Here is a 20,305-nt window from a genome sequence, read left to right on the forward strand (position 1 = left end):
AACTAGAGAAGAGGGTCGAGAAGGAAGCGTTTGTCTTCGACCTGCTCGACCTTCTTGCCGTCGACGGTCGTCACGGCCGGCTGCGCGCCGGGCCGCTCGAGGTCGCCCTTGCGGCCGCACGCCGTCAGAACCGCTGCAGAAAGGCAGAGCACGAGCGCCAGCTTGCCGATGTCGATGCGTGTCATGAACGTTCCCTGGAATTGCCGGGTGGAGTGGGCAACATCCTTAGCGAATTCGCCCGCCCTTGTGCACCCTTAATCTGATGATGGGTCCTGCAAGCACCTTGATCAGTTGCGCTGCCGCCACCAGGCGATCTGCCGGCGCACCTCCGACGGCGCCGTGCCGCCGTAGCTCTTGCGGCTGGCGACCGACGCCTCGACCGTCAGAACGTTGAAGATATCGGCGGTGATCGCCTCATGGATCGCCTGCAACTCCTCCAGCGAAAGTTCGGCAAGATCGCAGCCCTTACTCTCCGCCAGCGCCACGGCGCGTCCGGTCACATGATGCGCGTCACGGAACGGCAGGCCCGCCTCGCGCACCAGCCAGTCGGCGAGGTCGGTGGCCGTCGAATAGCCCGAACCGGCCGCAGCCTTCATCCTGTCGGTGCGAATGGTCATGTCGCGCACCATGCCGGTCATCGCGGCGATGGCGAGCTCCAGGCTTTCGGCGGCGTCGAAGACCTGCTCCTTGTCTTCCTGCATGTCCTTGGAATAGGCGAGCGGCAGGCCCTTCATAACCGTGAGAAGCGCGATCAGCGAACCGTTGATGCGGCCGGTCTTGGCGCGCACCAGCTCGGCGGCATCGGGGTTCTTCTTCTGCGGCATGATGGAGGATCCGGTCGAGAAGGCATCCGACAGGCGGATGAAGCCGAACTGCGGCGTCGACCAGATGACGATTTCCTCGGCCAGGCGCGACAGGTGCACCGAGGCGATGGCGGCGATCGACAGGAATTCCAGCGCGAAGTCGCGGTCGGAAACCGTATCGATGGAATTGCGCGTCGGCTCGCGGAAGCCCAGCGCCCTGGCCGTCATGTGGCGATCGATATTGTAGCCGGTGCCGGCGAGCGCTGCCGCACCGATCGGGCTTTCGTCGAGATGCTCGATGGCGTGGCGCACGCGCTGGCGGTCGCGGCCGAACATTTCGACATAGGCCATGCAATGGTGGCCGAAGGTCACCGGCTGGGCGGTCTGGAGATGGGTGAAGCCGGGCATGACGGTTTCGGCATGCTCTTCCGCGCGGTCGAGGAAGGCGGCGATGAGGCCGGTCAGCGCCTTCTCGGTCTTCTGCAGCTCTTCCTTCACCCAGAGGCGGAAATCGAGCGCCACCTGGTCGTTGCGCGAACGGGCGGTGTGCAGGCGGCCGGCAGCCGGGCCGATCAGCGTGGCGAGCCGCGCTTCGACGTTCATATGGATGTCTTCGAGCTTGCGGGAGAATTCGAAAGCGCCGCTTTCGATCTCTGACAGGATCGTGTCGAGACCGTGAACGATCTTTTCCTTATCGTCCGCCGAAATAATGCCCTGATGGGCGAGCATCTCGGCATGCGCCTTTGAGCCGCGGATGTCCTGGGCATAAAGCTTCTTGTCGAAGCCGATGGAGGCATTTATCTCCTCCATGATCGCATCCGGTCCCGAGGCGAAGCGGCCGCCCCACATCTGGTTCGAGGATTTCGTCTCGGAAGTGCCGTCTGCCATGGGTGCCTGCCTGGAAAAGTGTCCTGGAGAATGAAATGTCAGTGAAGAAGACCCTCGGCCTGCCGGCAGGAAAGCTCATCGCCATTGCCGGGCTCGCCGGACTTCTCGCCGGTGGTGCTGCGATATACGTGAAGGAGAGCCTGTCTGGCAATGCCACGGGCGCCGTCGCGTCGGCCGATCCCGCCGCCTGCCCGCTCGCCGCCGCCCGGGCCGAGGCCATCACGCCCTTCTCGAAGGGCCAGGTCGCCGCCATGCGCACGGTCGACGAGCACCGTCCGCTGCCGGAACTCGTCTTCGACGGTCCCGACGGCAAGAAGAAGACCATCGCCGATTTCGCGGGCAAGACCCTGCTCGTCAACCTCTGGGCCACCTGGTGCGTGCCCTGCCGCGAGGAGATGCCGGCACTCAACGCGCTGGAGAAGGATCTCGGCAGCGACAAGTTCGAGGTGGTCGCGATCAACATCGACACCGGCGACGACGAGAAGCCGAAGACCTTCCTCGACGAGACGAAGGTCCATGAGCTCGCTTATTACCGCGACGCCTCGATGGGCGTCTTCAACACGCTGAAGAAGGAAGGCCTCGCCTTCGGCCTGCCCGTCACGCTGCTGATGGACGACAAGGGCTGCCTGATCTCCGCCATGAACGGCCCCGCCGCCTGGGACAGCGAGGATGCCAAGGCACTGATCAACGCAGCGCTGGCCGGCCCGAAGAGCTGACGTCAGGCCGCCGCGTAGACGCGCGGCCGGCGGATATCGAGGAAACCCGCGTCGCCCCGGCGGTGCGTGAATTCCGGCGCGGTGTCGAACTCCACCGCCTGGCCGCTCTCCGTCATCGCCAGCACGCGGCGTGAATCCGGCCGGTCGATGACCCGGACGATGCGGGCGGCGATGCCCTGCCCGTCCTCGCGCCAGCTCACATCGGCCGGGCGGAACAGGATCTGCCCGCTGCCGTCGGCAACGCCATCAGCCTCGAAGGCGACGCCATCGACATGGGCCTTGCCTCCGCGGATTTCAGCCTCCAGCCGGTTGGCATCCCCCAGGAAATTCATCACGAAGGCATCGGCGGGATTGCGGCACACCGCCTCGGGCGTCCCCTCCTGCACGATCTTGCCCTTGTTGAGGATGACGACGCGGTCGGCGAGGTCGAGCGCCTCTTCCTGGTCATGCGTCACGAAAAGCGTGGTGATACCCAGTTCATCATGGATCTTGCGCAGCCAGCGGCGAAGATCGCGCCTGACATTCGCATCCAGCGCGCCGAAAGGCTCGTCGAGCAGCAGCACGCGCGGATCGACGGCAAGCGCGCGCGCCAGCGCCACGCGCTGCCGCTGGCCGCCGGAGATCTGGCCTGGGAAACGGTCCTTGAGGCCGCTCAGCTGCACGAGGTCGAGCAATTCCTTGACACGCGCGGCGATGGCCTGCGGCGAACGCTTTATCTTCGAGACCTTCATGCCGAAGGCGATGTTCTCGCCGACGGTCATGTGCGGGAAGAGCGCATAGTGCTGGAAGACGAAACCGACGCCGCGATCGCGCACCGGGATCTCCGTGGCATTCTCGTCGCCGAAATAGATCGCGCCGGCATCGGCATATTCGAGGCCGGCGACCATGCGCAGGATGGTCGTCTTGCCGGAGCCGGATGGGCCGAGCAGCGCGACCAGCTCGCCGCTGTCGATATCGAGCGAGACGCCATGCACGGCGCGAAAGGTCTCGAACTCTTTGACCACATTGTCGAGGCGGATCTTCACGGCTTGACCTCCGGAGTGACGGTATCGGCGCCCGCAAGAGCGGAAGGACGCTGGATGCGGCCCGCACCCTGCCGCTCGAGCGCCACCTTGACGACGAGCGTGACGATGGCGAGGCCGGCGAGGATGGATGCGGCGGCAAACGAGCCGGCCGCGTTGTAATCGTGATAGAGCAGCTCGATGTGCAGCGGCAGCGTGTTCGTCTGGCCGCGGATATTACCCGAGACGACCGAGACCGCGCCGAATTCCCCCATCACGCGCGAATTGCACAGCACGACGCCATAGAGCAGCGCCCATTTGATATTGGGCAGCGTGACGGAGAAGAAGGTGCGCCAGCCGCTGGCGCCAAGCGACGTCGCGGCCTCTTCGAGATCGCGGCCCTGCGCCTGCATGAGCGGGATCAGTTCACGCGCGACGAAGGGCGCCGTTACGAACATGCTGGCCAGCACGATGCCGGGCAGCGCAAACAGGATCTTGATCTCCATCGCCTGCAGCGCATGGCCGAACAGGCCCTGGAGCCCGAACACGAAGAGATAGGCGACGCCCGCAACGATCGGCGAGACCGAGAACGGGATCTCGATGATGACGATCAGCAATCGCTTGCCGGGAAAATCGTGTTTGGTGATCGCCCAGGCCGCGGCCACGCCGAAAGCGGTGTTGATCGGCACGGCGATCAGCGCCGTGACGACCGTCAGCATGATGGCGTGGCGGGTATCGGGATGGGCGATGGCGGCCCCGAAATAGGCGACCCCCTTCGAGAACGCCTCGACGCCGATGACGACGAGCGGCGCGACGATCATCAACCCGACCAGAACGAGGACGAATGAGAGGAGAACGCGCCGGAAGACCGGATTGTCGCCCACGCGCGGCGGCTTGCCTTTTCCAGGATGCGCCATGATCAGCCCCTTACCGTGTAGCGCAGGGCACGGGCCTGCATGAAATTGGTGATCGCCAGCATGACGAAGGCGGTCAGCAACATGACGGAGGCAATCGCGGCAGAGGCCGGATAGTCGTATTCCTCAAGCCGGATGAAGGCGAGAAGTGCGGTGATCTCCGTCGAGAACGGCTGGTTGCCGGCGATGAAGATGATTGCGCCGAATTCGCCCAGGCTGCGCGCGAAGGACAGCGACACGCCGGCCAGAAGCGCCGGTGTCAGCAACGGCAGGATCACGGTCACGAAGATCGAGAGATCGCTTGCGCCCAGCGTCTGCCCCGCCTCTTCCAGCGCAGGGTCGAGCTCTTCCAGAACCGGCTGGACCGTCCGCACGATGAAGGGAATGCTCGTGAAGCTCATGGCGACCATGATGCCGAGCGGCGTATAGGCGACCTTGATGCCGACGAGCGACAGCGGCCCGCCGAACCAGCCGTTGGCGGCAAAGAGCGTCGTCAGCGCAATGCCGGCAACGGCGGTCGGCAGCGCGAAGGGCAGGTCCACCAGCGCGTCGACGAGCCGGCGCCCGGGAAAGCGGTAGCGCACGAGAACCCAGGCGAGCGCCAGGCCGAAGACGAGATTGAACGCCGTCGCCGCAAGCGCGCAGGTGACCGTCACGCGATAGCTCGCGACCGCACGGTCGGAGGAGATGATCCGCCAGTAGTCCTCAGGGCCCAGGCTCGCCGCCTTGAAGACGAGCGCGGCCAGCGGCAGCACGACGATGATGGCCACATAGACGAGGGTGATGCCGAGCGCGAGCGGCAATCCTGGCAATACACGCCGTCTCAAGCGCATGGTCCTTTCTCATGACAACAACCGGCGGGCTTCTAGCCCGCCGGTTGCCCTACAAACAATAATCGAAGGGATCAACGGCTACCGTAGATCTTGTCCAGCGTGCCGCCCTCGGCGAAGTGCTCCTCGGAGATCTTCTTCCAGCCGCCGAACACGTCGTCGACATTCACGAGGCGGATTTCCGGGAACTGGTCCTTGAACTCGGCAGCAACCTTCTCGTCATGGACGCGATGGCCGAATTCGGCCGCGATCTTCTGGCCCTCGGGCGCATAGAGGAAATCCAGATAGGACTTGGCAAGGTCACGGCTGCCCCTGGCATCCGCCACCTTATCGACGATGGCGACCGGGAACTCGGCGAGCAGCGAAACGGACGGCACGACGCTCTCGAACTTGTCTTCGCCGTATTGCTTGGCGATCGACTTGGTCTCGGCTTCGAAGGTGATGATCACGTCGCCGATCTCGCGCTCGACAAAGGTCGTCGTCGCCGCGCGACCGCCCGTGTCGAAGACCGGGACGTTGTCGAAGATCTTGGTGATGAATTCCTCGACCTTGGCCGGATCGTTGTTGAAGGCTTCCTTGGCATAGGCGGTGGCGGCCAGATAGGTGTAGCGCGCATTGCCCGACGTCTTCGGGTTGGGGAAGACGACCTTCACGTCGTTGCGAGCGAGATCCGACCAGTCCTTGATGTTCTTCGGGTTGCCGGCGCGGACGAGGAAGGACGGGAAGGAGTAGAAGGGCGACGCATTGTTCGGGAACTTCTGCTGCCAGCCTTCGGCGACGAAGCCGTTCTTCACGAGGAAGTCGATATCCGTCACCTGGTTGAAGGTCACGACGTCGGCCTCGAGGCCTTCCACGATGGCGCGGGCCTGCTTGGACGTGCCGCCGTGCGACTGGTCGATGGTGACGCCCGGATGCTGCCTCACGAAGGCTTCGTTTTCCGCGGCAAACAGCTCGCGCGCAACGTCGTAGGAGGCGTTCAAAAGCTTGTCGGCGGCGTGCGCGGAGATCGGAGCGGCAAGACCGAGAAGGGCCGCGCCGAGAAGGAGAATGCGTTTCATATGAACACCCCAATGCAATAAGAATTGAGGCAGACAATACCGGCAGGCCAGCGACCATCCGAGACACGGCCCTGTCGCGGCCCTCACAGCAGGCGAAACAATTTTCCCCGAAACCAGGCTTTGGCGGATTCTTCGGCCGCTCAGCGCGTCGAGAAGACGTCAGGATGTCTTTCGCAACAGGTACCAATCCACCAGACCGAGAGTAAAGCGGTCCTTCGCGGCGCGCTCCCATAGGGGAGTATGGTGATCTCCAACGACGAGAATATCCGTAGGAGGAAGGCGAGTATCAGTCGCGATCGCCGCTACAGAATCGAAGACATCACCCCACAATTCCGCCAATTCGCATGCCGTTGCATTTGCAATCGGCGCCGCCGCGGTTCGGCAAGCCATGGTTCCCACAGTCTTCGCGACAAACGGCACGTGCGAGTTCAAGGTGAGCCAATAGACAAACTTCGGTTTATCGCCTGCCTCAAGCAAACGGGAATGAACGAGAGCAGCCACATCGCTGTCGCACAACCCGAGAAAGACGCTGCCGCAGCGACGCGCGACCTGCATTGGTGCGTCCCGCACCATCGTTTCCATAAAATGAAGTTCCGAAAAGCCGATATTGGGATACCAGACATGCCGCTCAAACATGTCGGACGTGTAACCGTGATAGGCAACCGTCTCGAAACCGCGCGCATGCAGAAGCTTTGGCAGGCAATTTTCCGTGTGCACACCAGAGATATAATCGCGATGATCACCCCAGCGCCCACACAGTTCGCGGGAGGCTGCGCCCGTCGTGGAGCCCGAATAAGGCGTGGTCCCACTGGTGAAAGTATAACCAGCGCTGGAAGCGGCGTTTTCCAGTTTCTCGCTCAGAATTCTCTTCTCTGCTGGATCGGCAAAGGCGCCAAGCCCCTCCACCATCACGATGAGCAGGTTTCCACCACCCGCGGCAATCGCATCGGCACTTAGCCCGTTCTGGGAAACCGCACTGTTGAAAGGCGACATAGACTTGGTGAAGTAACGAAAGTTGAAATGAAAATCCGCAGCCATGAGCGACAACGCGACGAGAAGCACTGGTAGCGGCGATGCCGACCGTATCTCGGCGCGGTTGCGGTCGAACAACCATGCGGAAACCAGCGCGAGCGCCAGATTAATGCTTATGACGGCGACATAAAAACCCGAAGCCGAGACGTCGATCGTCGCCATGTACCGTACAGAGTCGATCGCCAAGGCGAGCGGCAGATGAAAAGCCACCATGACGATAAGGCAGAGATCAACAACGGCTACCGCCAAGAAAAGAGCATAGACCGCAAAACGTGGCAGGAAGAGTGCAGCAATCGCGGCAATGACATAGAGAAGGGGCGTGATCAACCGTTCGGCAATGAAGAACGGCATGACGGCCAGAAAGAAGAGATTGGGCAACAACCCGACGATCAACACGAACAGAAGCGCGCCACGCCCGATGAAACGCTGCGCGCCCAACTTTTCCGGCGAAATAGATATGTCCGTCATCGTACCGTCGCGAGACTGATTAAACTAGTCCTCGCGACATACCATCAAATTCTTTCAAAAGAACTGAAGCCGAAGCTTAACACGCGCTCAGCGCGTGGGAACCGGCACTTCGCCGCGGTAGTCGTAGAAGCCGCGGCCGGATTTGCGGCCGAGCCAGCCGGCCTCGACATACTTCACCAGCAGCGGGCACGGGCGGTACTTGGAATCGGCGAGACCATCATGCAGGACCTGCATGATGGAGAGGCAGGTGTCCAGGCCGATGAAATCGGCAAGCTGAAGCGGGCCCATGGGATGGTTGGCGCCGAGCTTCATGGCGGTGTCGATGGCCTCCACCGAGCCGACGCCTTCATAGAGCGTATAGATCGCCTCGTTGATCATCGGCAGCAGGATGCGGTTGACGATGAAGGCGGGGAAATCTTCCGCCACCGTAATGGTCTTGTCCAGCGTGGCGACGAATTCCTTCGCGGCGGAGAAGGTGCTTTCCTCCGTGGCGATGCCGCGCACGAGCTCCACCAGCTTCATGACCGGAACGGGGTTCATGAAGTGGATGCCCATGAAGCGCTCGGGCCGATCGGTGGCGGAGGCAAGGCGTGTGATCGAGAGCGAGGAGGTATTGGTGGCGAGGATCGCCTCGGGCTTGAGCACCGAACAAACCTGACCGTAGATCTTGCGCTTGACGGTCTCGTCTTCGGTCGCGGCCTCGATGACCAGGTCCGCATCCGAGAGGTCGTTGACGTCGGTGGAGCCCTTGATGAGCGCCAGCGCCTTCTTCCGGTCCTCGTCGGACATCTTGCCGGAAGAGACCTGGCGGGCGAGATTGCCGTGGATCGTGGCGAGGCCGGCTTCGATCCGCTCGGCGGACAGGTCGTAGATATGGACCTTGTATCCGGCAAGGGCAGCAACATGCGCGATGCCGCATCCCATCTGGCCCGCACCCACAATACCGACGTTCTTGATCATCGCACCAATCGCCTCGTCATTTCAGCCCGAACCCAGTGCGCAGGCAAAAAAACACCGGGCCGGTCAAGCCGGCCCGGTGAAATTGATAAAGGCACGCGACGGATATTTCCAGTGAAAACATCGTCGCAAAGACGGCGCGATGCCGGCTCAAAGCGCCTTTTCGAGCTGTGGGAGGACTTCGAAGAGGTCACCGACGAGGCCGTAGTCTGCGACCTGGAAGATGGGGGCTTCCTCGTCCTTGTTGATCGCGACGATGACCTTCGAGTCCTTCATGCCGGCAAGGTGCTGGATGGCGCCGGAGATGCCGCAGGCGATGTAGAGCTGCGGGGCGACGACCTTGCCCGTCTGGCCGACCTGCCAGTCGTTGGGGGCGTAGCCCGCATCCACGGCAGCGCGCGAGGCACCGACGGCCGCACCGAGCTTGTCGGCGACGGGCAGGATCACTTCCTGGAACTTCTCCGACGAGCCGAGCGCACGACCGCCCGAGATGATGATCTTCGCCGAGGTCAGCTCCGGACGATCCGACGAGGACAGCGCGTCCTTGACATGGGTGGAAAGGCCCGGATTTGCCGCGGCGGCGACGGCCTCGACCGGCGCATTGCCACCCTCGCCCGCTGCGGCGAAGGACGCCGTGCGCACGGTGATCACCTTTTTAGCGTCGGTCGACTGCACCGTCTGGATGGCGTTGCCCGCATAGATCGGACGCTTGAACGTGTCGGGGCTCACCACCTCGATGATCTCCGAGACCTGCGCGACATCGAGCAGGGCCGCAACGCGCGGCGCCACGTTCTTGCCGACCGAAGTGGCCGCCGCGACGATGGCGTCGTAGCTGCCGGCCAGCGACACGATGAGGGCGGCCAGCGGCTCGGCCAGGTTGTTGGCAAGGCTCGCATCGTCGGCGACGAGAACCTTCGTCACGCCCGCAAGCTTGGCAGCCTGCTCGGCGGCGGCCTTGGCGCCGGAGCCGGCGACGAGCACATGCACATCGGAGCCGATCTGCGAAGCGGCCGTCAGCGCCTTGGCGGTCTGGTCGGAAAGGGTGGCGTTGTCGTGGTCTGCCAGAAGAAGAATGGCCATATCGTGATCTCCTCGATCTTCCTTACAGAACGCCTGCGGTCTTCAGGCTCGCCACCAGTTCGGCGACGTCCTTGACCTTGACGCCGGCCTTGCGGCCCGAGGGTTCCTCGGTCTTCAGCACCTTCAGGCGCGGGCTCGTATCGACGCCGAAGTCGCCGGGCGTCTTCTTGTCGAGCGGCTTCTTCTTCGCCTTCATGATGTTGGGCAGCGAGGCATAGCGCGGCTCGTTCAAACGCAGATCCGTCGTCACGACGGCCGGAAGCTTGACCTCGATGGTCTGCAGGCCGCCGTCGACTTCGCGCGTGACCTGGGCCGAACCCGACCCGATCTCGACCTTGGAGGCAAACGTCGCCTGCGCCCAGCCGAGCAGCGCCGACAGCATCTGGCCGGTCTGGTTGGAATCGTCGTCGATCGCCTGCTTGCCGACGATGACGAGGCCGGGCTGTTCGGCCTCGACGACGCCCTTCAGGATCTTGGCGACCGCCAGCGGCTCGACGGCATCCTCCGTCTCGACCAGCACCGCCCGGTCCGCACCCATGGCGAGCGCGGTGCGCAGCGTCTCCTCGGCCTTTGCCGGGCCGATCGACACCACCACCACTTCCTCAGCCTTGCCGGCCTCCTTCAGGCGAAGCGCCTCTTCGACCGATATCTCGTCGAACGGGTTCATCGACATCTTCACATTCGCAAGCTCGACACCCGAGCCATCCGCCTTCACGCGAATCTTAACGTTGTAGTCAACGACCCGCTTGACTGGCACAAGGATCTTCATGGCTTCCTTCCTTACATATGTCCGCGAGGGGAAAATGCGCCTTTCGAGGGCGCCCTGATTGTCGGTTGGCGACATCGATACGCGTTTTTTCCCCAATTACAATGCGGCATGGCTCCTCTCCGCATGAAAACGCGGCCGGTTATAATTAACGTTTACGTCAAGGTCAAATTTCTGGCGTTGCCAGCTTTACCGACCCCAGTGCGTCGGGGGAACGGAGGGGCGCTCGGCCGCGTCGTCAGCGGGAACCGGGCTCTGCTCCACATGGCGAACGGCCTTCGGCGTGACGATGGTGCGGTCGAAGAGCGGAACGCCCCGACGGCGCAGCACAAGCACGAGAAACGCGCCGGCAAGGATGCCGCCGACATGCGCACCCCACGACACGCTGCCGTCGCCATCCACCGCCAGCATGTAGAACTGCTGGGCGATCCAGAAGGCGAGCGGGATGACCGCCGGCAGCGGCAGCGGAATGCGGAAGAACACCAGAACCCAGACGCGCACCTTGGGATGCAGCAGGAAATAGGCCGCCACCACGCCGGAAACGGCCCCCGACGCGCCGATCAGGGGCGCTTCGGAGGACGGCTGCACAAGCCCGTGCACGAGCGCGCCCGCCGCCGCACAGGCGAGATAGAACACCAGGAAACGGAAATGCCCGAGCGCATCCTCGACGTTGTCACCGAACACCCAGAGGAACAGCATATTGGAGGCGAGGTGCATGAAATCGCCATGCAGGAACGCGTAGGTGATGTAGGTGGCGTTCTCCGGAACGAGCACCAGGCCCGGCTCGAGGTCCGCGAAATCGAAGACGACGGCGGGGATATAACCGAGCCCGACGACCGCCGCATCGGAAAAGGCCTGCGTCGAGGCAAGGCCCGTTACCAGCCAGACCACGACATTGATGGCGATCAGGCTGATCGTGACATACTGGACCTTGATGTATTTCAGGGAATTCGCGTCATGCAGCGGTATGAACATGGGTCCCCTTCCGGCCTCGCCTCGCCGGGGACCTTACCTGTTCTGCCCCGGCACCCACAATATGTCCGTGCGGCCCTTTTCGTTCACCCAGCGTGCGGCGACGAAGAGGAAATCCGACAGCCGGTTGATATAGGCGACCGCAGCCGCCGAGACCGTTTCACCCTCGCAGTCCTGCAGGGCGACGATGCGGCGCTCCGCCCGCCGCGCCACGGTGCGCGCCACATGCAGGGCCGCAGCCGCGGGCGTGCCGCCCGGCAGAACGAAGGAACGCAGCGGTTCCAGATCGGCGTTCAGCGCATCGATTTCCTTTTCCAGCCGGTCGACCTGCGACTGGGCGATGCGCAATGGCTCGTATTCGGGCTTCCTGCCCGTATCCGGTGTCGCGAGATCCGCGCCGAGATCGAACAGGTCGTTCTGGATACGCATGAGGGTGCGGTCGAGCGAAGGATGATCGGCAAGGTGCTGGCGCGCCAGGCCGATGCAGGAATTGGCCTCGTCGACCTCGCCGTAGGATTCCACGCGCAGGTCGTGCTTCTTGCGGCGCGGGCCGGCGACGAGGCCGGTCGTCCCGTCATCGCCCGTGCGGGTATAGATCTTGTTGAGCTTGACCATCAGCCGCGGCCGCCTCCCGTCACCCACAGCGTCAGCATGATGAGGACGATAGCGATCGCCTGCAGCAGCACGCGGGCCTGCATCAGCTTGTTCGACGTGTTGCCGCTGCCGCCCTTGGCCATGTTGACGAGGCCGCGCACCAGCACGATGGCGACAAGACCCATGACAAGCAGCGTCAGGAAGGTGAGGAAGGAAGACATGCCAGCGTTCCGGTTTGATTTCTGTCAGCCCATTCACATAGGGCATTTCGCGCAAAGTGCACGCATTTTGCGTTGCTGTGCCTGCGACGCCGCGCCGCGTCAGCCAAGACGGCCGATGATACGGTAAAACAGCGACGCCGGCAGCAGCTTCTTGAGCAACGCCCCCTGCCGGGCCGGCGTGGTCACGATGTAATGCGGGCGCGGCGAGCGCGCCGTCAGCGCATGGCGCAGCACGGCATGCACCGCCTCCGGCCCCAGCTTGCCGCGCGCCGGCTTCGATTCGCCGCGCAAGCGCTGGAGTTGCCGGCGATACTCGTCCGCATGCACGGAGTTCTCGAGGTCGATGTTCTTTTCGATCTGCGTGAGCGCATTGGCGGTGAAGCGGGAGGCGATCGGCCCGGGCTCGATGAGGCTGACATGGATGCCGGAGCCCGCAAGCTCCATGCGCAGGGTCAGCGACAGGCCCTCCAGCGCGAATTTCGAGGCGTTGTAGGCGCCCCGCCAGCGATAGGGCACGATGCCGAGGATGGACGAGCACTGCACGATGCGGCCGTGGCCCTGCCGGCGCATGACCGGAATCACCCGCCGCGTCAGGTCATGCCAGCCGAAGACATTGGTCTCGAACTGCGCCCGCAGCACCTCGACGGAAAGATCCTCGACAGCGCCGGCCTGCCCATAGGCGCCATTGTTGAACAGGGCATCGAGCCGCCCGCCGGTGCGCGTCAGAACCTCTTCGGTGAGCGCGGCGATGGTGTCCGGCTTCGTATAGTCCATCAGCAGCGCCTCGATGCCGTCGGCCACAAGGCCAACGCGATCCTCCTCGCGCCGGACCGTGGCGAAGACGCGCCAGCCTTCCGCCTTCAGCGCACGCGCGCAATAGGCCCCGATCCCTGACGAGCAGCCGGTGACGATGATGCTGGGCCGGTCGGCGGCACTTGGAGAAGACATGACGGTTTCCTGTACAAATTCGCCACCCTTTCCCATATTCACTGGCCAGGGTCCCGCGCGGCGACGCGCACGTTGGCCGGAGAATCTGAAATAGGACATAACCCCTTAAACCAAATCCGGTTTAAGGGGTTATGTCCTGACAGACAATGAGACAGGCAGCCGCAAACGGCCGCGAACGAACTGGAATTGCCGATGCCAAGCCCCATCCGCGTTGCCTACAGGGTCATTTTCGACGCGATCTGGCATTTCTCCGAAGATGATGGCTGGGCCATGGCAAGCCATGTCGCCCTGTCCACACTGCTCGCCATCTTCCCGTTCCTGATCTTCGGAACCGCGCTCGGCTCGTTCCTCGGCGCGGACCAGTTCGCCGAGACCGCCGTCCACCTCATCTTCGACACCTGGCCGGAATCGATCGCCGCCCCCATCTCGCGCGAGGTCGTGGCCGTGCTGACGATCCCGCGCGGCGGCCTGCTGACGGTGTCGGTGCTCGCCGCCGCCTATTTCGCCTCAAACGGCGTGGAGGCGCTGCGGGTTTCGCTCAACCGCGCCTATCGCGTGGCGGAGACCCGCTACTGGTACATCACCCGCCTGGCCAGCCTGGGCTTCGTGATTGCCGGCGTGGTGGCGCTTGCCGTCCTCAGCATCGTGCTTGTGGCGGCACCGCTTGCCGTGCGGGCCACCGGCGACTGGCTGCCCTGGCTGACCTACGTCTATTCCTGGGTGGAGAGCTGGGGGCTCTTCGGCACGGTCCTGGTCCTGCTCGTCGGCCTGCTGATCGCCCATCTCTGGCTGCCTGCGGGGCGGCGAAAGATCGCCGACGTGCTGCCCGGCATCCTCTTCACGCTTGTCGCCTGGAGCATCGGCGCCTATGCCTTCGCCTCCTATCTCGCGACATTCTCCAGCTATGTCTCGACCTATGCGGGCCTCGCCTCGATCATGGTCGCGCTGGTCTTCCTCTACATCATCGGCGCGATCTTCATCATCGGCGCGGAAATCAACGCCGCATTGCTGAAATATCGCGTCAAGCACCTCGTTCTCGACCGTATTCGCGGCGTGAAGAAGCAGCCGCAGGCCGAGCAGGAATCAATCGAAGACGAAGCCATAGCCCGCGAGCAGGGCGCGAATGCCGGCCGGTGAGACGCCCCTCTCCCGATAGGCCGCGATGCCGGTATCCTGGTTGCTCTTCGAAAGCTTTCGCCCGTCCGCACCCAAAACCAGTCCATGATGCCGGTAGGTCGGCGCCGGCAGACCGAGCAGAGTTTGCAACAGCCGATGCACCGCAGTTGCGTGGAAGAGGTCCTGTCCCCGCACCACGTCGGTCACGCCCTGCGCCGCGTCGTCCAGCACCACGGCGAGATGGTAGCTCGCCGGTGCATCCGGTCGCGACAGAATGACATCGCCCCAGCGTTCCGGGCGTGCCGGTACGGACCCGGTCTCGCCGTCCGGCCCCGCACCGGTTTCCTGCCATTCCAGCAGCGCCGGGGCCAAGGCTCGCGCCTTGTCCATGTCGAGACGCCAGGCGTGCTGGCGTCCGGCCGCAATCCAGTCGAGCGCCTGTCCACGGTCGAGCGAGCGCTCCTCCGTCGGGTAGAGCGGCGCACCGTCCGGATCGCGTGGCCAGTCGCCACCTGCCGCCTCCACCCGGGCCTTCACCTCACCCCGGCTCAAGAAGCCCGGATAGAGCACACCCATTTCCTTCAGCCGCTCCAGCGCCGCGCCGTAGAACGCGACATGCTCGGACTGGCGGCGTACCGGCTGTTCCCATTCAAGGCCGAGCCAGGCGAGATCGCGGTAGATCGCGTCTTCGAATTCGGGTCGCGAGCGGGCGGGATCTATGTCTTCCATGCGCAGCAGGAAGCGGCCGCCGCTCGCGGCAGCGAGATCGTGGTTCAGGATCGCCGACACCGCGTGGCCGAGATGCAGCAACCCGTTCGGGCTCGGCGCAAAGCGAAAGACACGATTTTTTGACAAAGCACTTGGCATGGGGTCTTCTGCCATGAACGCCCCCTGTCCGTCACTACGGACGTCTGGCGAGACCGGCCCGGAGAGGCCCCGCCGGACAAAGATCGAGGCCGCTTGGAAAAATGCAACTGCACATGATCAGGACGGATGCGGATGTCGCAGCGGGTCTCGTCGACCTCGCCCTGCTCGACGCCCGTCTTTTCAGCGTCATCGACAAGGCGGGGCCCGTGCCTTTGCGGCGGCTGGAACCCGGCTATCGCGGCCTTGCCGGCATCATCGTCTCGCAGATGGTGTCGCGCGCGAGCGCCGATGCGATCTGGCGCCGGCTGGAAACGGCGGCCGGCGACATCACGCCCCACCACGTGCTCGGACTGTCGGACGAGGATTGTCGGACCATCGGCCTGTCGCGCGCCAAGACGGATACGCTGCGCCGCGCGGCAGAGGCCGTCGACCGCGGCGATCTCGACCTCGATGCCGTCTGCCATCTCGACGCACCGGCCGCCACCCGCACGCTCACCGCCATCAAGGGCATCGGCCGCTGGACCGCGGACGTCTATCTGCTGTTTTGCGGCGGCCATCCCGATATCTTTCCGTCGGGCGATATCGCGCTGCAGAACGCCGTCGCCCATGCGCTCGGTCTCGCCGTGCGGCCGAGCCCGCAGGAACTGGATGGGATCGCCGAGCGATGGGCGCCCTGGCGCGGCGTTTCGGCCCGGCTTTTCTGGGCATATTATGCCCGGGAGATGCGCCGGGAGGTCGCTCCGGTGCTCGAAGGCTGAAAAACGCGAAATAGCTTGTTTTCGCTTTTCATTCCCCGCTTCACAATGCTGTAACAACGCGCCTAATATAGAAGGGCAGATGCCGAATCGCTCAGGAGAAGCCCTTGACGATTTCAGTTTCACCACAGGCCCTGCCAGCTCTTGTATTGAATGCTGACTACAGGCCGCTGAGTTACTACCCCTTGTCGCTCTGGTCATGGCAGGACGCGATCAAGGCCGTATTTCTTGACCGCGTAAACATCATTGCCGAATACGAACACTCGGTGTCCTCGCCGAGTTTCTCGATGCGCCTGCCAAGCGTCGTGTGCCTGAAAACCTACGTGCAGCCGTCACGCCACCCGGCCTTTACCCGGTTCAACGTGTTCCTGCGCGACAAGTTCGAATGCCAGTACTGCGGGTCGCCGCACGATCTGACCTTCGACCATGTCATCCCGCGCGCCCATGGCGGCGAGACGACCTGGCAGAATGTGGTCGCTGCCTGCTCCCCGTGCAATTTGAGAAAAGGCAGCAAGCTGCCGAAGCAGGCGGGCATGCACCCGCATCAGAAGCCCTACCAGCCGACGGTTCAGGATCTGCACAACAACGGGCGACTGTTTCCACCCAACTATCTCCACGAAAGCTGGATGGACTATCTCTACTGGGACGTCGAGCTGCAGCCCTGACCGGCTGCGGGAATCATGCCTTGGCCGACCGCACGCCGAAGAAGGCGATCGCGGCGAGGATCAGGCTTGCAATCACGTTCCAGCCGGCAAAGGACAGGCCGAGGAAGCGGAAGGATGCCTCCGTGCACGACGGTCCATGCTTGCTGTTGAGATCGGCGAGCAGGTCGCCCGCATTCTGCGTGACCCCCTGGGCCGTCGTCGCGCAGGTTGCCGGTCCCTCCCAGAAACCCCATTCGACGCCCGCATGATAGACACCCATGCCGGCGCCCACGAGCATCATGATGCCGGCGATCGCAAGCAGCGTGCGGGTGAGCCAGGCGGGGCCGCCGAAGAGCGCCGAGGCCAGGGCCGCAAGAGCGACCGGGATGCCGTAATAATAGGGGTCGCGCTGCAACAGGCAGAGCGCGCAGGGGATGTAGCCGCCGATATGCTCGAAGCCCAGGGCGCCGCCCACCGTCGCCACCATGCCGAGGGTGAGCAGCGCGGAGGAGACCACGGGCGAGGAAACACGTTGGAAAGACATGGATGCTCCAGTTCAAGACAGATCCCGGGCGGCGCAAACCGTCGAGGGAAACGCGATGACGGCGGCAGAAGCGGCCGCATCCCGTATTCGCGGACATTTACCACCTGCCGTCGCCAAGTAAATCACCGCACGAACATGTGATGCATTCTTGCCGTCCGGAAACGTCCATTCTCGCATCCGGAAATCCTTTCGCCGCCTTCAGGAGGAAGCTGTCCGGAGGGGCTGCAACACGGCTTCGGCCAGCGCCGCCTCGCGCATCGGAGCCGCCTTGTCCCGGTAGTCGGCATCCATCGCCATATCGACAAATGCCCGGCGATTTGGGTAGCGGACGAGCGCGACAGCGTCCCAGGCCTGTCCAGGCTCCGCCGAAAGCGCCGGGAGGCCATTGCCGATATAGGCGATCTCCGCCCCGAACCGGGCGACGATCGGCGTGGCGACGGCGAGGTACTCCGCATATCGCTCCCTGCCGCCATCTTCCCGGAACCGCAGGAGATTCAACATGACGACGGGTTGTCCGTCGTCGTCATTCAGGAAGCGCTCGAACGCATCTTCAATGAGGGTAAGCATTGCGACCTCGAATCTTGGATAATCGCCGGGTTCGGCCTGACGCAACGCGCCGGTTACGCCAGCAATCCAGGCTAAAGGGAGCGCCCAAGGATCAGAATGCCGGAAGCCTTAAAAAATCTGCCCAATCCTGCGGATCGGCGCTTTCGCCGGGCGGGCGAAGCGCCGATCCGCATCATGACGCCCGGCCGGACGAGACTGAACGTCACCGACGCGCGGCGAGGCAGCTACGCGGACTGCATCCTGCGACCCACAAACTCGCTGTACAGGCGCTGCTGGTTGATGGCATCGCGCTTTGGAGCACCGCCAAACGTCCGGGAATATTCGCGGCTGAACTGCGACACGCTTTCGTAGCCGACCTGATAGGCAGCGTCGGCCACGTTTGCATCTTCCATCACCATCAGGCGCCGCGCCTCGAGAAGGCGCAACTGCTTCTGGAACTGCAGCGGCGTCATCGATGTCATCGCCTTGAAATGCTGATGAAACGACGAAAGGCTCATGCCCGCCGCTTCCGCCAGATCCTCCACACGAAGCGTCCGGGCGATGTCCTCGTGCATGAGGTGGAGGGCTTTCGCGATCCGGGCGGCGTTCGATTCAGGCTCGACCAGCTTGCAGAGTTCGCCGCCGTTCGGGCCACTCAAGAGCCAGTAGCAGATCTCGCGCATGACGGACGGAAAAAGGATCGGGATCGCCTTGGGCGTGTCGCACATCCGCAGGAGGCGCAGGGCACACTCGGCCAGGGGTTCATCGACCTGCCGCACGAACAGGCAGGGACCGGAATCGGCGGGAGGCGCCGGCGGCGCTTCGAGCTGTTCCAGCACGTCGCGGATCATCGCCACGTCCAGCGCAAGCATCAGTCCGGTATAGGGCGCATCGGGGCTTGCCTCGACGATGTGCCCCGTCGCCGGCAGCGCCATGCCGACCGCCAGACACTCCATCGCACCATAGCGAAGGGTGTCCTCCCCGACGACGATTTCCTTTGCCCCCTGGAGCACGATGCAGATCGACGGCTTGTAAACCTGCTGCATCCGCATCCTCTCCTTGAAGGAACGGACGATATAGAAGCTGTCGATCGGCGTCGGGAATGCGCCCTGCCCGCCGCCCTGGGCCTCGATATAGGCGTCGACGGCTCCGAACAGCGATGGCGGCACACGCACCTCCGGAGGTTTGCGAGGCCAGCGCAACACCCGGCCCTCGGCAGGCAGCCTATCGTCGCCTGCAGGATCGGGCAAGTTTTTTGAGGCTTCCGGCATTCTGATCATCAGACACTCCATCTAGCTTGAGGATGCGAACCAAGCGAGGAGTGCGTCGAACATGACAGAAGCCGCCGCACGGTCAATAGGAATGAAGCAAAAGATATTGCCCCGCGGCCGGCGAAGGCAGGCAGGCGCAGGCGTCCAGCCTCGTGATGGCCGTCCCCGGCCTTCTTGGGCCGGCGTCGGGGCCTGCCATCGTCGGCACGGTCGGCGACGCGGTGACGGCTGCGCCGGCACCCAATAGCCTCGGCCCGGGGCTGCCGGCCGGTCCCGATCGCAAACGTCGAGACCGGCCCAGACCAGCCTTGCCCTGCTGATCGCAAACCGGCGGATCGCCGCTTTGCTGGAGGTGGGGTGACCTTCGCCGCCTCCCGGTCGGCCGCAAATCCGCGCTGTCCCGAAAGCCGCCCGGCGAGGCCGTACCTATCGCAACAGAGTACCCGCATCCAGAAAGGAACCATCAAGATGTCGAATGCCGATACCTCACGCCGCACCTTCATGACCCTCGCGGCAGCGACGCCCGCCGTTCTCGCCATGGGGGGCGCGGCATCAGCCCAGACAACCGCTCTTCCCGGCGCCGGCAGGGCGGCCGTCGTCACCGGCTCGTCGCGGGGCATCGGCGCGGCTACAGCAAGGCGCCTTGCGCGCGATGGCTTTGCCGTCACCGTGAACTACCTCACGAACCGTGATCTCGCCGCCCGCGTCGTGGCCGACATCGAGGCGGCTGGCGGGCGCGCGATCCTCCAGCAGGCGGACGTCGCCGACCCCGCAGCGGTCAAGGCCCTTTTCGACGCCAATGATCAGGCATTCGGGGGCGTCGATGTGGTGGTCAACAACGCTGGCATCATGAATGTCGGCCCCTTCGCCCAGATGACGGACGAAGCCTTCGACCGTATGATGGCCACCAATGTCAAGGGCAGCTTCAATGTGCTGCGCGAGGCGGCGCAACGGACGCGTGACGGCGGCCGGATCATCAGCCTCGCCTCGAGCATCATCAAGACGCCACCCCCGGCGACCGGCGCCTATGCCGCCACGAAAAGCGCCCAGGTGCTCTTTTCCAGCGTGCTTGCGAAGGAACTGGCCGGTCGCAACATCTCGGTCAACGCGGTGGCGCCCGGAGCCGTCGACACGCAGCTCCTCCGGCAGCACGGCGAAGAAGCGCTCCGCGGCATTCCCGAACAGACCCCCCTCGGTCGCCTGGGCCTGCCGGACGACATCGCCGGCGTCATCGCGCTTCTCTGCTCGCAGGACGGCGCCTGGGTCGACGCTCAGACCGTATTCGCGAACGGTGGGCTGGGTTGACGGAGAAAC

23 protein-coding genes are annotated in these 20,305 nt (G+C 63.9%); 5 read left to right on the forward strand and 18 right to left on the reverse strand.

The annotated features are described in order from the left end of the window. Window positions 1–2: 2 nt before the first annotated feature. Window positions 3–185 (reverse strand): lipoprotein, encoded by a 183-nt coding sequence (locus tag GR158_RS17830; protein WP_134649386.1) that lies wholly within the window; start codon window positions 183–185, stop codon window positions 3–5. 102 nt (window positions 186–287) lie between these two features. After that, entirely contained in the window at window positions 288–1,691 is a 1,404-nt protein-coding gene (argH, locus tag GR158_RS17835; RefSeq protein ID WP_160872039.1) for an argininosuccinate lyase, read from the reverse strand. A gap of 35 nt (window positions 1,692–1,726) precedes the next feature. On the opposite strand from argH, the gene GR158_RS17840 reads away from it, so the two are divergent. Continuing rightward, window positions 1,727–2,407 carry a TlpA disulfide reductase family protein gene (locus tag GR158_RS17840; RefSeq protein WP_134649384.1) on the forward strand — a complete coding sequence of 227 codons (681 nt, stop codon included), beginning with the start codon at window positions 1,727–1,729 and terminating at the stop codon, window positions 2,405–2,407. A gap of 2 nt (window positions 2,408–2,409) precedes the next feature. On the opposite strand, the gene GR158_RS17845 is transcribed toward GR158_RS17840, so the two are convergent. The 12 genes from GR158_RS17845 to GR158_RS17900 form a co-directional block, all read right to left on the reverse strand. Continuing rightward, entirely contained in the window at window positions 2,410–3,432 is a 1,023-nt protein-coding gene (locus tag GR158_RS17845) for a sulfate/molybdate ABC transporter ATP-binding protein (protein ID WP_134649383.1), read from the reverse strand. Then, window positions 3,429–4,325, reverse strand: a complete 897-nt coding sequence (cysW, locus tag GR158_RS17850; RefSeq protein ID WP_160872040.1) for a sulfate ABC transporter permease subunit CysW — start codon at window positions 4,323–4,325, stop codon at window positions 3,429–3,431. The genes GR158_RS17845 and cysW overlap by 4 nt, the downstream gene beginning before the upstream one ends. A gap of 2 nt (window positions 4,326–4,327) precedes the next feature. Then, window positions 4,328–5,155, reverse strand: coding sequence for a sulfate ABC transporter permease subunit CysT (gene cysT / locus GR158_RS17855; protein WP_202402341.1), 828 nt, complete (start codon window positions 5,153–5,155; stop codon window positions 4,328–4,330). Between the two features lie 71 nt (window positions 5,156–5,226). Beyond that, on the reverse strand, window positions 5,227–6,210 hold the full coding sequence (locus tag GR158_RS17860) for a sulfate ABC transporter substrate-binding protein (protein WP_160872041.1): 984 nt from the start codon (window positions 6,208–6,210) through the stop codon (window positions 5,227–5,229). 159 nt (window positions 6,211–6,369) lie between these two features. After that, on the reverse strand, window positions 6,370–7,710 hold the full coding sequence (locus GR158_RS17865; protein WP_134649379.1) for a sulfatase-like hydrolase/transferase: 1,341 nt from the start codon (window positions 7,708–7,710) through the stop codon (window positions 6,370–6,372). A gap of 87 nt (window positions 7,711–7,797) precedes the next feature. After that, window positions 7,798–8,670, reverse strand: a complete 873-nt coding sequence (locus GR158_RS17870; RefSeq protein WP_134649378.1) for a 3-hydroxybutyryl-CoA dehydrogenase — start codon at window positions 8,668–8,670, stop codon at window positions 7,798–7,800. A 147-nt stretch (window positions 8,671–8,817) separates the two neighbouring features. Further along, a complete protein-coding gene (locus GR158_RS17875) occupies window positions 8,818–9,747 on the reverse strand; it encodes an electron transfer flavoprotein subunit alpha/FixB family protein (RefSeq protein ID WP_160872042.1) in 930 nt (309 codons plus the stop codon). 22 nt (window positions 9,748–9,769) lie between these two features. Then, window positions 9,770–10,516, reverse strand: a complete 747-nt coding sequence (locus GR158_RS17880; RefSeq protein ID WP_134649376.1) for an electron transfer flavoprotein subunit beta/FixA family protein — start codon at window positions 10,514–10,516, stop codon at window positions 9,770–9,772. A gap of 186 nt (window positions 10,517–10,702) precedes the next feature. Beyond that, window positions 10,703–11,488, reverse strand: a complete 786-nt coding sequence (locus tag GR158_RS17885) for a rhomboid family intramembrane serine protease (RefSeq protein WP_134649375.1) — start codon at window positions 11,486–11,488, stop codon at window positions 10,703–10,705. A gap of 33 nt (window positions 11,489–11,521) precedes the next feature. Beyond that, window positions 11,522–12,100: a cob(I)yrinic acid a,c-diamide adenosyltransferase gene (locus GR158_RS17890; RefSeq protein WP_160872043.1), complete on the reverse strand. Its 579-nt coding sequence runs from the start codon at window positions 12,098–12,100 to the stop codon at window positions 11,522–11,524. Beyond that, window positions 12,100–12,300, reverse strand: a complete 201-nt coding sequence (locus tag GR158_RS17895; RefSeq protein ID WP_134649373.1) for a twin transmembrane helix small protein — start codon at window positions 12,298–12,300, stop codon at window positions 12,100–12,102. Before GR158_RS17895 ends, GR158_RS17890 begins: the two co-directional genes overlap by 1 nt. A 99-nt stretch (window positions 12,301–12,399) precedes the next feature. Then, window positions 12,400–13,248: an SDR family oxidoreductase gene (locus GR158_RS17900; protein WP_160872044.1), complete on the reverse strand. Its 849-nt coding sequence runs from the start codon at window positions 13,246–13,248 to the stop codon at window positions 12,400–12,402. 192 nt (window positions 13,249–13,440) lie between these two features. Here GR158_RS17900 and GR158_RS17905 point away from each other — a divergent pair, with 192 nt between their 5' ends. Further along, the gene (locus tag GR158_RS17905; protein ID WP_134649371.1) at window positions 13,441–14,385 is read left to right on the forward strand and encodes a YihY/virulence factor BrkB family protein; all 945 of its coding nucleotides are present in this window, start codon (window positions 13,441–13,443) and stop codon (window positions 14,383–14,385) included. Here GR158_RS17905 and gluQRS read toward each other — a convergent pair. Next, window positions 14,332–15,231 carry a tRNA glutamyl-Q(34) synthetase GluQRS gene (gene gluQRS / locus GR158_RS17910; protein ID WP_371731749.1) on the reverse strand — a complete coding sequence of 300 codons (900 nt, stop codon included), beginning with the start codon at window positions 15,229–15,231 and terminating at the stop codon, window positions 14,332–14,334. The two genes, GR158_RS17905 and gluQRS, sit on opposite strands and share 54 nt — an antisense overlap. 107 nt (window positions 15,232–15,338) lie before the next feature. Between gluQRS and GR158_RS17915 the strand changes: the two genes are divergently transcribed. Together GR158_RS17915 and GR158_RS17920 are read left to right on the forward strand one after the other, a co-directional pair. After that, window positions 15,339–15,989 (forward strand): DNA-3-methyladenine glycosylase, encoded by a 651-nt coding sequence (locus GR158_RS17915; protein WP_160872119.1) that lies wholly within the window; start codon window positions 15,339–15,341, stop codon window positions 15,987–15,989. Between the two features lie 104 nt (window positions 15,990–16,093). Then, on the forward strand, window positions 16,094–16,651 hold the full coding sequence (locus GR158_RS17920; protein ID WP_134649370.1) for an HNH endonuclease: 558 nt from the start codon (window positions 16,094–16,096) through the stop codon (window positions 16,649–16,651). Window positions 16,652–16,664: 13 nt separating this feature from the next. Here GR158_RS17920 and GR158_RS17925 read toward each other — a convergent pair whose 3' ends face one another. The 3 genes from GR158_RS17925 to GR158_RS17935 all read right to left on the reverse strand — a co-directional run bounded on the left by GR158_RS17925 (window position 16,665) and on the right by GR158_RS17935 (window position 18,889). Further along, window positions 16,665–17,174: a disulfide bond formation protein B gene (locus tag GR158_RS17925; protein ID WP_160872046.1), complete on the reverse strand. Its 510-nt coding sequence runs from the start codon at window positions 17,172–17,174 to the stop codon at window positions 16,665–16,667. A gap of 198 nt (window positions 17,175–17,372) precedes the next feature. Then, on the reverse strand, window positions 17,373–17,741 hold the full coding sequence (locus GR158_RS17930; protein ID WP_160872047.1) for a DUF1330 domain-containing protein: 369 nt from the start codon (window positions 17,739–17,741) through the stop codon (window positions 17,373–17,375). Between the two features lie 224 nt (window positions 17,742–17,965). Continuing rightward, on the reverse strand, window positions 17,966–18,889 hold the full coding sequence (locus GR158_RS17935) for an AraC family transcriptional regulator (protein WP_160872120.1): 924 nt from the start codon (window positions 18,887–18,889) through the stop codon (window positions 17,966–17,968). A 570-nt stretch (window positions 18,890–19,459) separates the two neighbouring features. Here GR158_RS17935 and GR158_RS17940 point away from each other — a divergent pair. Continuing rightward, window positions 19,460–20,296, forward strand: a complete 837-nt coding sequence (locus GR158_RS17940) for an SDR family oxidoreductase (protein WP_134649367.1) — start codon at window positions 19,460–19,462, stop codon at window positions 20,294–20,296. Window positions 20,297–20,305 lie beyond the last annotated feature (9 nt).

Source organism: Shinella sp. AETb1-6 (assembly GCF_009826875.1).
GTDB classification, from domain to species: Bacteria; Pseudomonadota; Alphaproteobacteria; order Rhizobiales; family Rhizobiaceae; genus Shinella; species Shinella sumterensis.

What these genes read in the sequence shown, in the direction of transcription:
- GR158_RS17830 (WP_134649386.1), bottom strand. Translation starts at nt 185, where the DNA reads ATGACACGCATCGACATCGGCAAGCTGGCGCTCGTGCTCTGCCTTTCT.
- argH (WP_160872039.1), bottom strand. Translation starts at nt 1,691, where the DNA reads ATGGCAGACGGCACTTCCGAGACGAAATCCTCGAACCAGATGTGGGGC.
- GR158_RS17840 (WP_134649384.1), top strand. Translation starts at nt 1,727, where the DNA reads ATGTCAGTGAAGAAGACCCTCGGCCTGCCGGCAGGAAAGCTCATCGCC.
- cysW (WP_160872040.1), bottom strand. Translation starts at nt 4,325, where the DNA reads ATGGCGCATCCTGGAAAAGGCAAGCCGCCGCGCGTGGGCGACAATCCG.
- cysT (WP_202402341.1), bottom strand. Translation starts at nt 5,155, where the DNA reads ATGCGCTTGAGACGGCGTGTATTGCCAGGATTGCCGCTCGCGCTCGGC.
- GR158_RS17860 (WP_160872041.1), bottom strand. Translation starts at nt 6,210, where the DNA reads ATGAAACGCATTCTCCTTCTCGGCGCGGCCCTTCTCGGTCTTGCCGCT.
- GR158_RS17865 (WP_134649379.1), bottom strand. Translation starts at nt 7,710, where the DNA reads ATGACGGACATATCTATTTCGCCGGAAAAGTTGGGCGCGCAGCGTTTC.
- GR158_RS17870 (WP_134649378.1), bottom strand. Translation starts at nt 8,670, where the DNA reads ATGATCAAGAACGTCGGTATTGTGGGTGCGGGCCAGATGGGATGCGGC.
- GR158_RS17875 (WP_160872042.1), bottom strand. Translation starts at nt 9,747, where the DNA reads ATGGCCATTCTTCTTCTGGCAGACCACGACAACGCCACCCTTTCCGAC.
- GR158_RS17880 (WP_134649376.1), bottom strand. Translation starts at nt 10,516, where the DNA reads ATGAAGATCCTTGTGCCAGTCAAGCGGGTCGTTGACTACAACGTTAAG.
- GR158_RS17885 (WP_134649375.1), bottom strand. Translation starts at nt 11,488, where the DNA reads ATGTTCATACCGCTGCATGACGCGAATTCCCTGAAATACATCAAGGTC.
- GR158_RS17890 (WP_160872043.1), bottom strand. Translation starts at nt 12,100, where the DNA reads ATGGTCAAGCTCAACAAGATCTATACCCGCACGGGCGATGACGGGACG.
- GR158_RS17895 (WP_134649373.1), bottom strand. Translation starts at nt 12,300, where the DNA reads ATGTCTTCCTTCCTCACCTTCCTGACGCTGCTTGTCATGGGTCTTGTC.
- GR158_RS17900 (WP_160872044.1), bottom strand. Translation starts at nt 13,248, where the DNA reads ATGTCTTCTCCAAGTGCCGCCGACCGGCCCAGCATCATCGTCACCGGC.
- GR158_RS17905 (WP_134649371.1), top strand. Translation starts at nt 13,441, where the DNA reads ATGCCAAGCCCCATCCGCGTTGCCTACAGGGTCATTTTCGACGCGATC.
- gluQRS (WP_371731749.1), bottom strand. Translation starts at nt 15,231, where the DNA reads ATGCCAAGTGCTTTGTCAAAAAATCGTGTCTTTCGCTTTGCGCCGAGC.
- GR158_RS17925 (WP_160872046.1), bottom strand. Translation starts at nt 17,174, where the DNA reads ATGTCTTTCCAACGTGTTTCCTCGCCCGTGGTCTCCTCCGCGCTGCTC.
- GR158_RS17930 (WP_160872047.1), bottom strand. Translation starts at nt 17,741, where the DNA reads ATGCTTACCCTCATTGAAGATGCGTTCGAGCGCTTCCTGAATGACGAC.
- GR158_RS17940 (WP_134649367.1), top strand. Translation starts at nt 19,460, where the DNA reads ATGTCGAATGCCGATACCTCACGCCGCACCTTCATGACCCTCGCGGCA.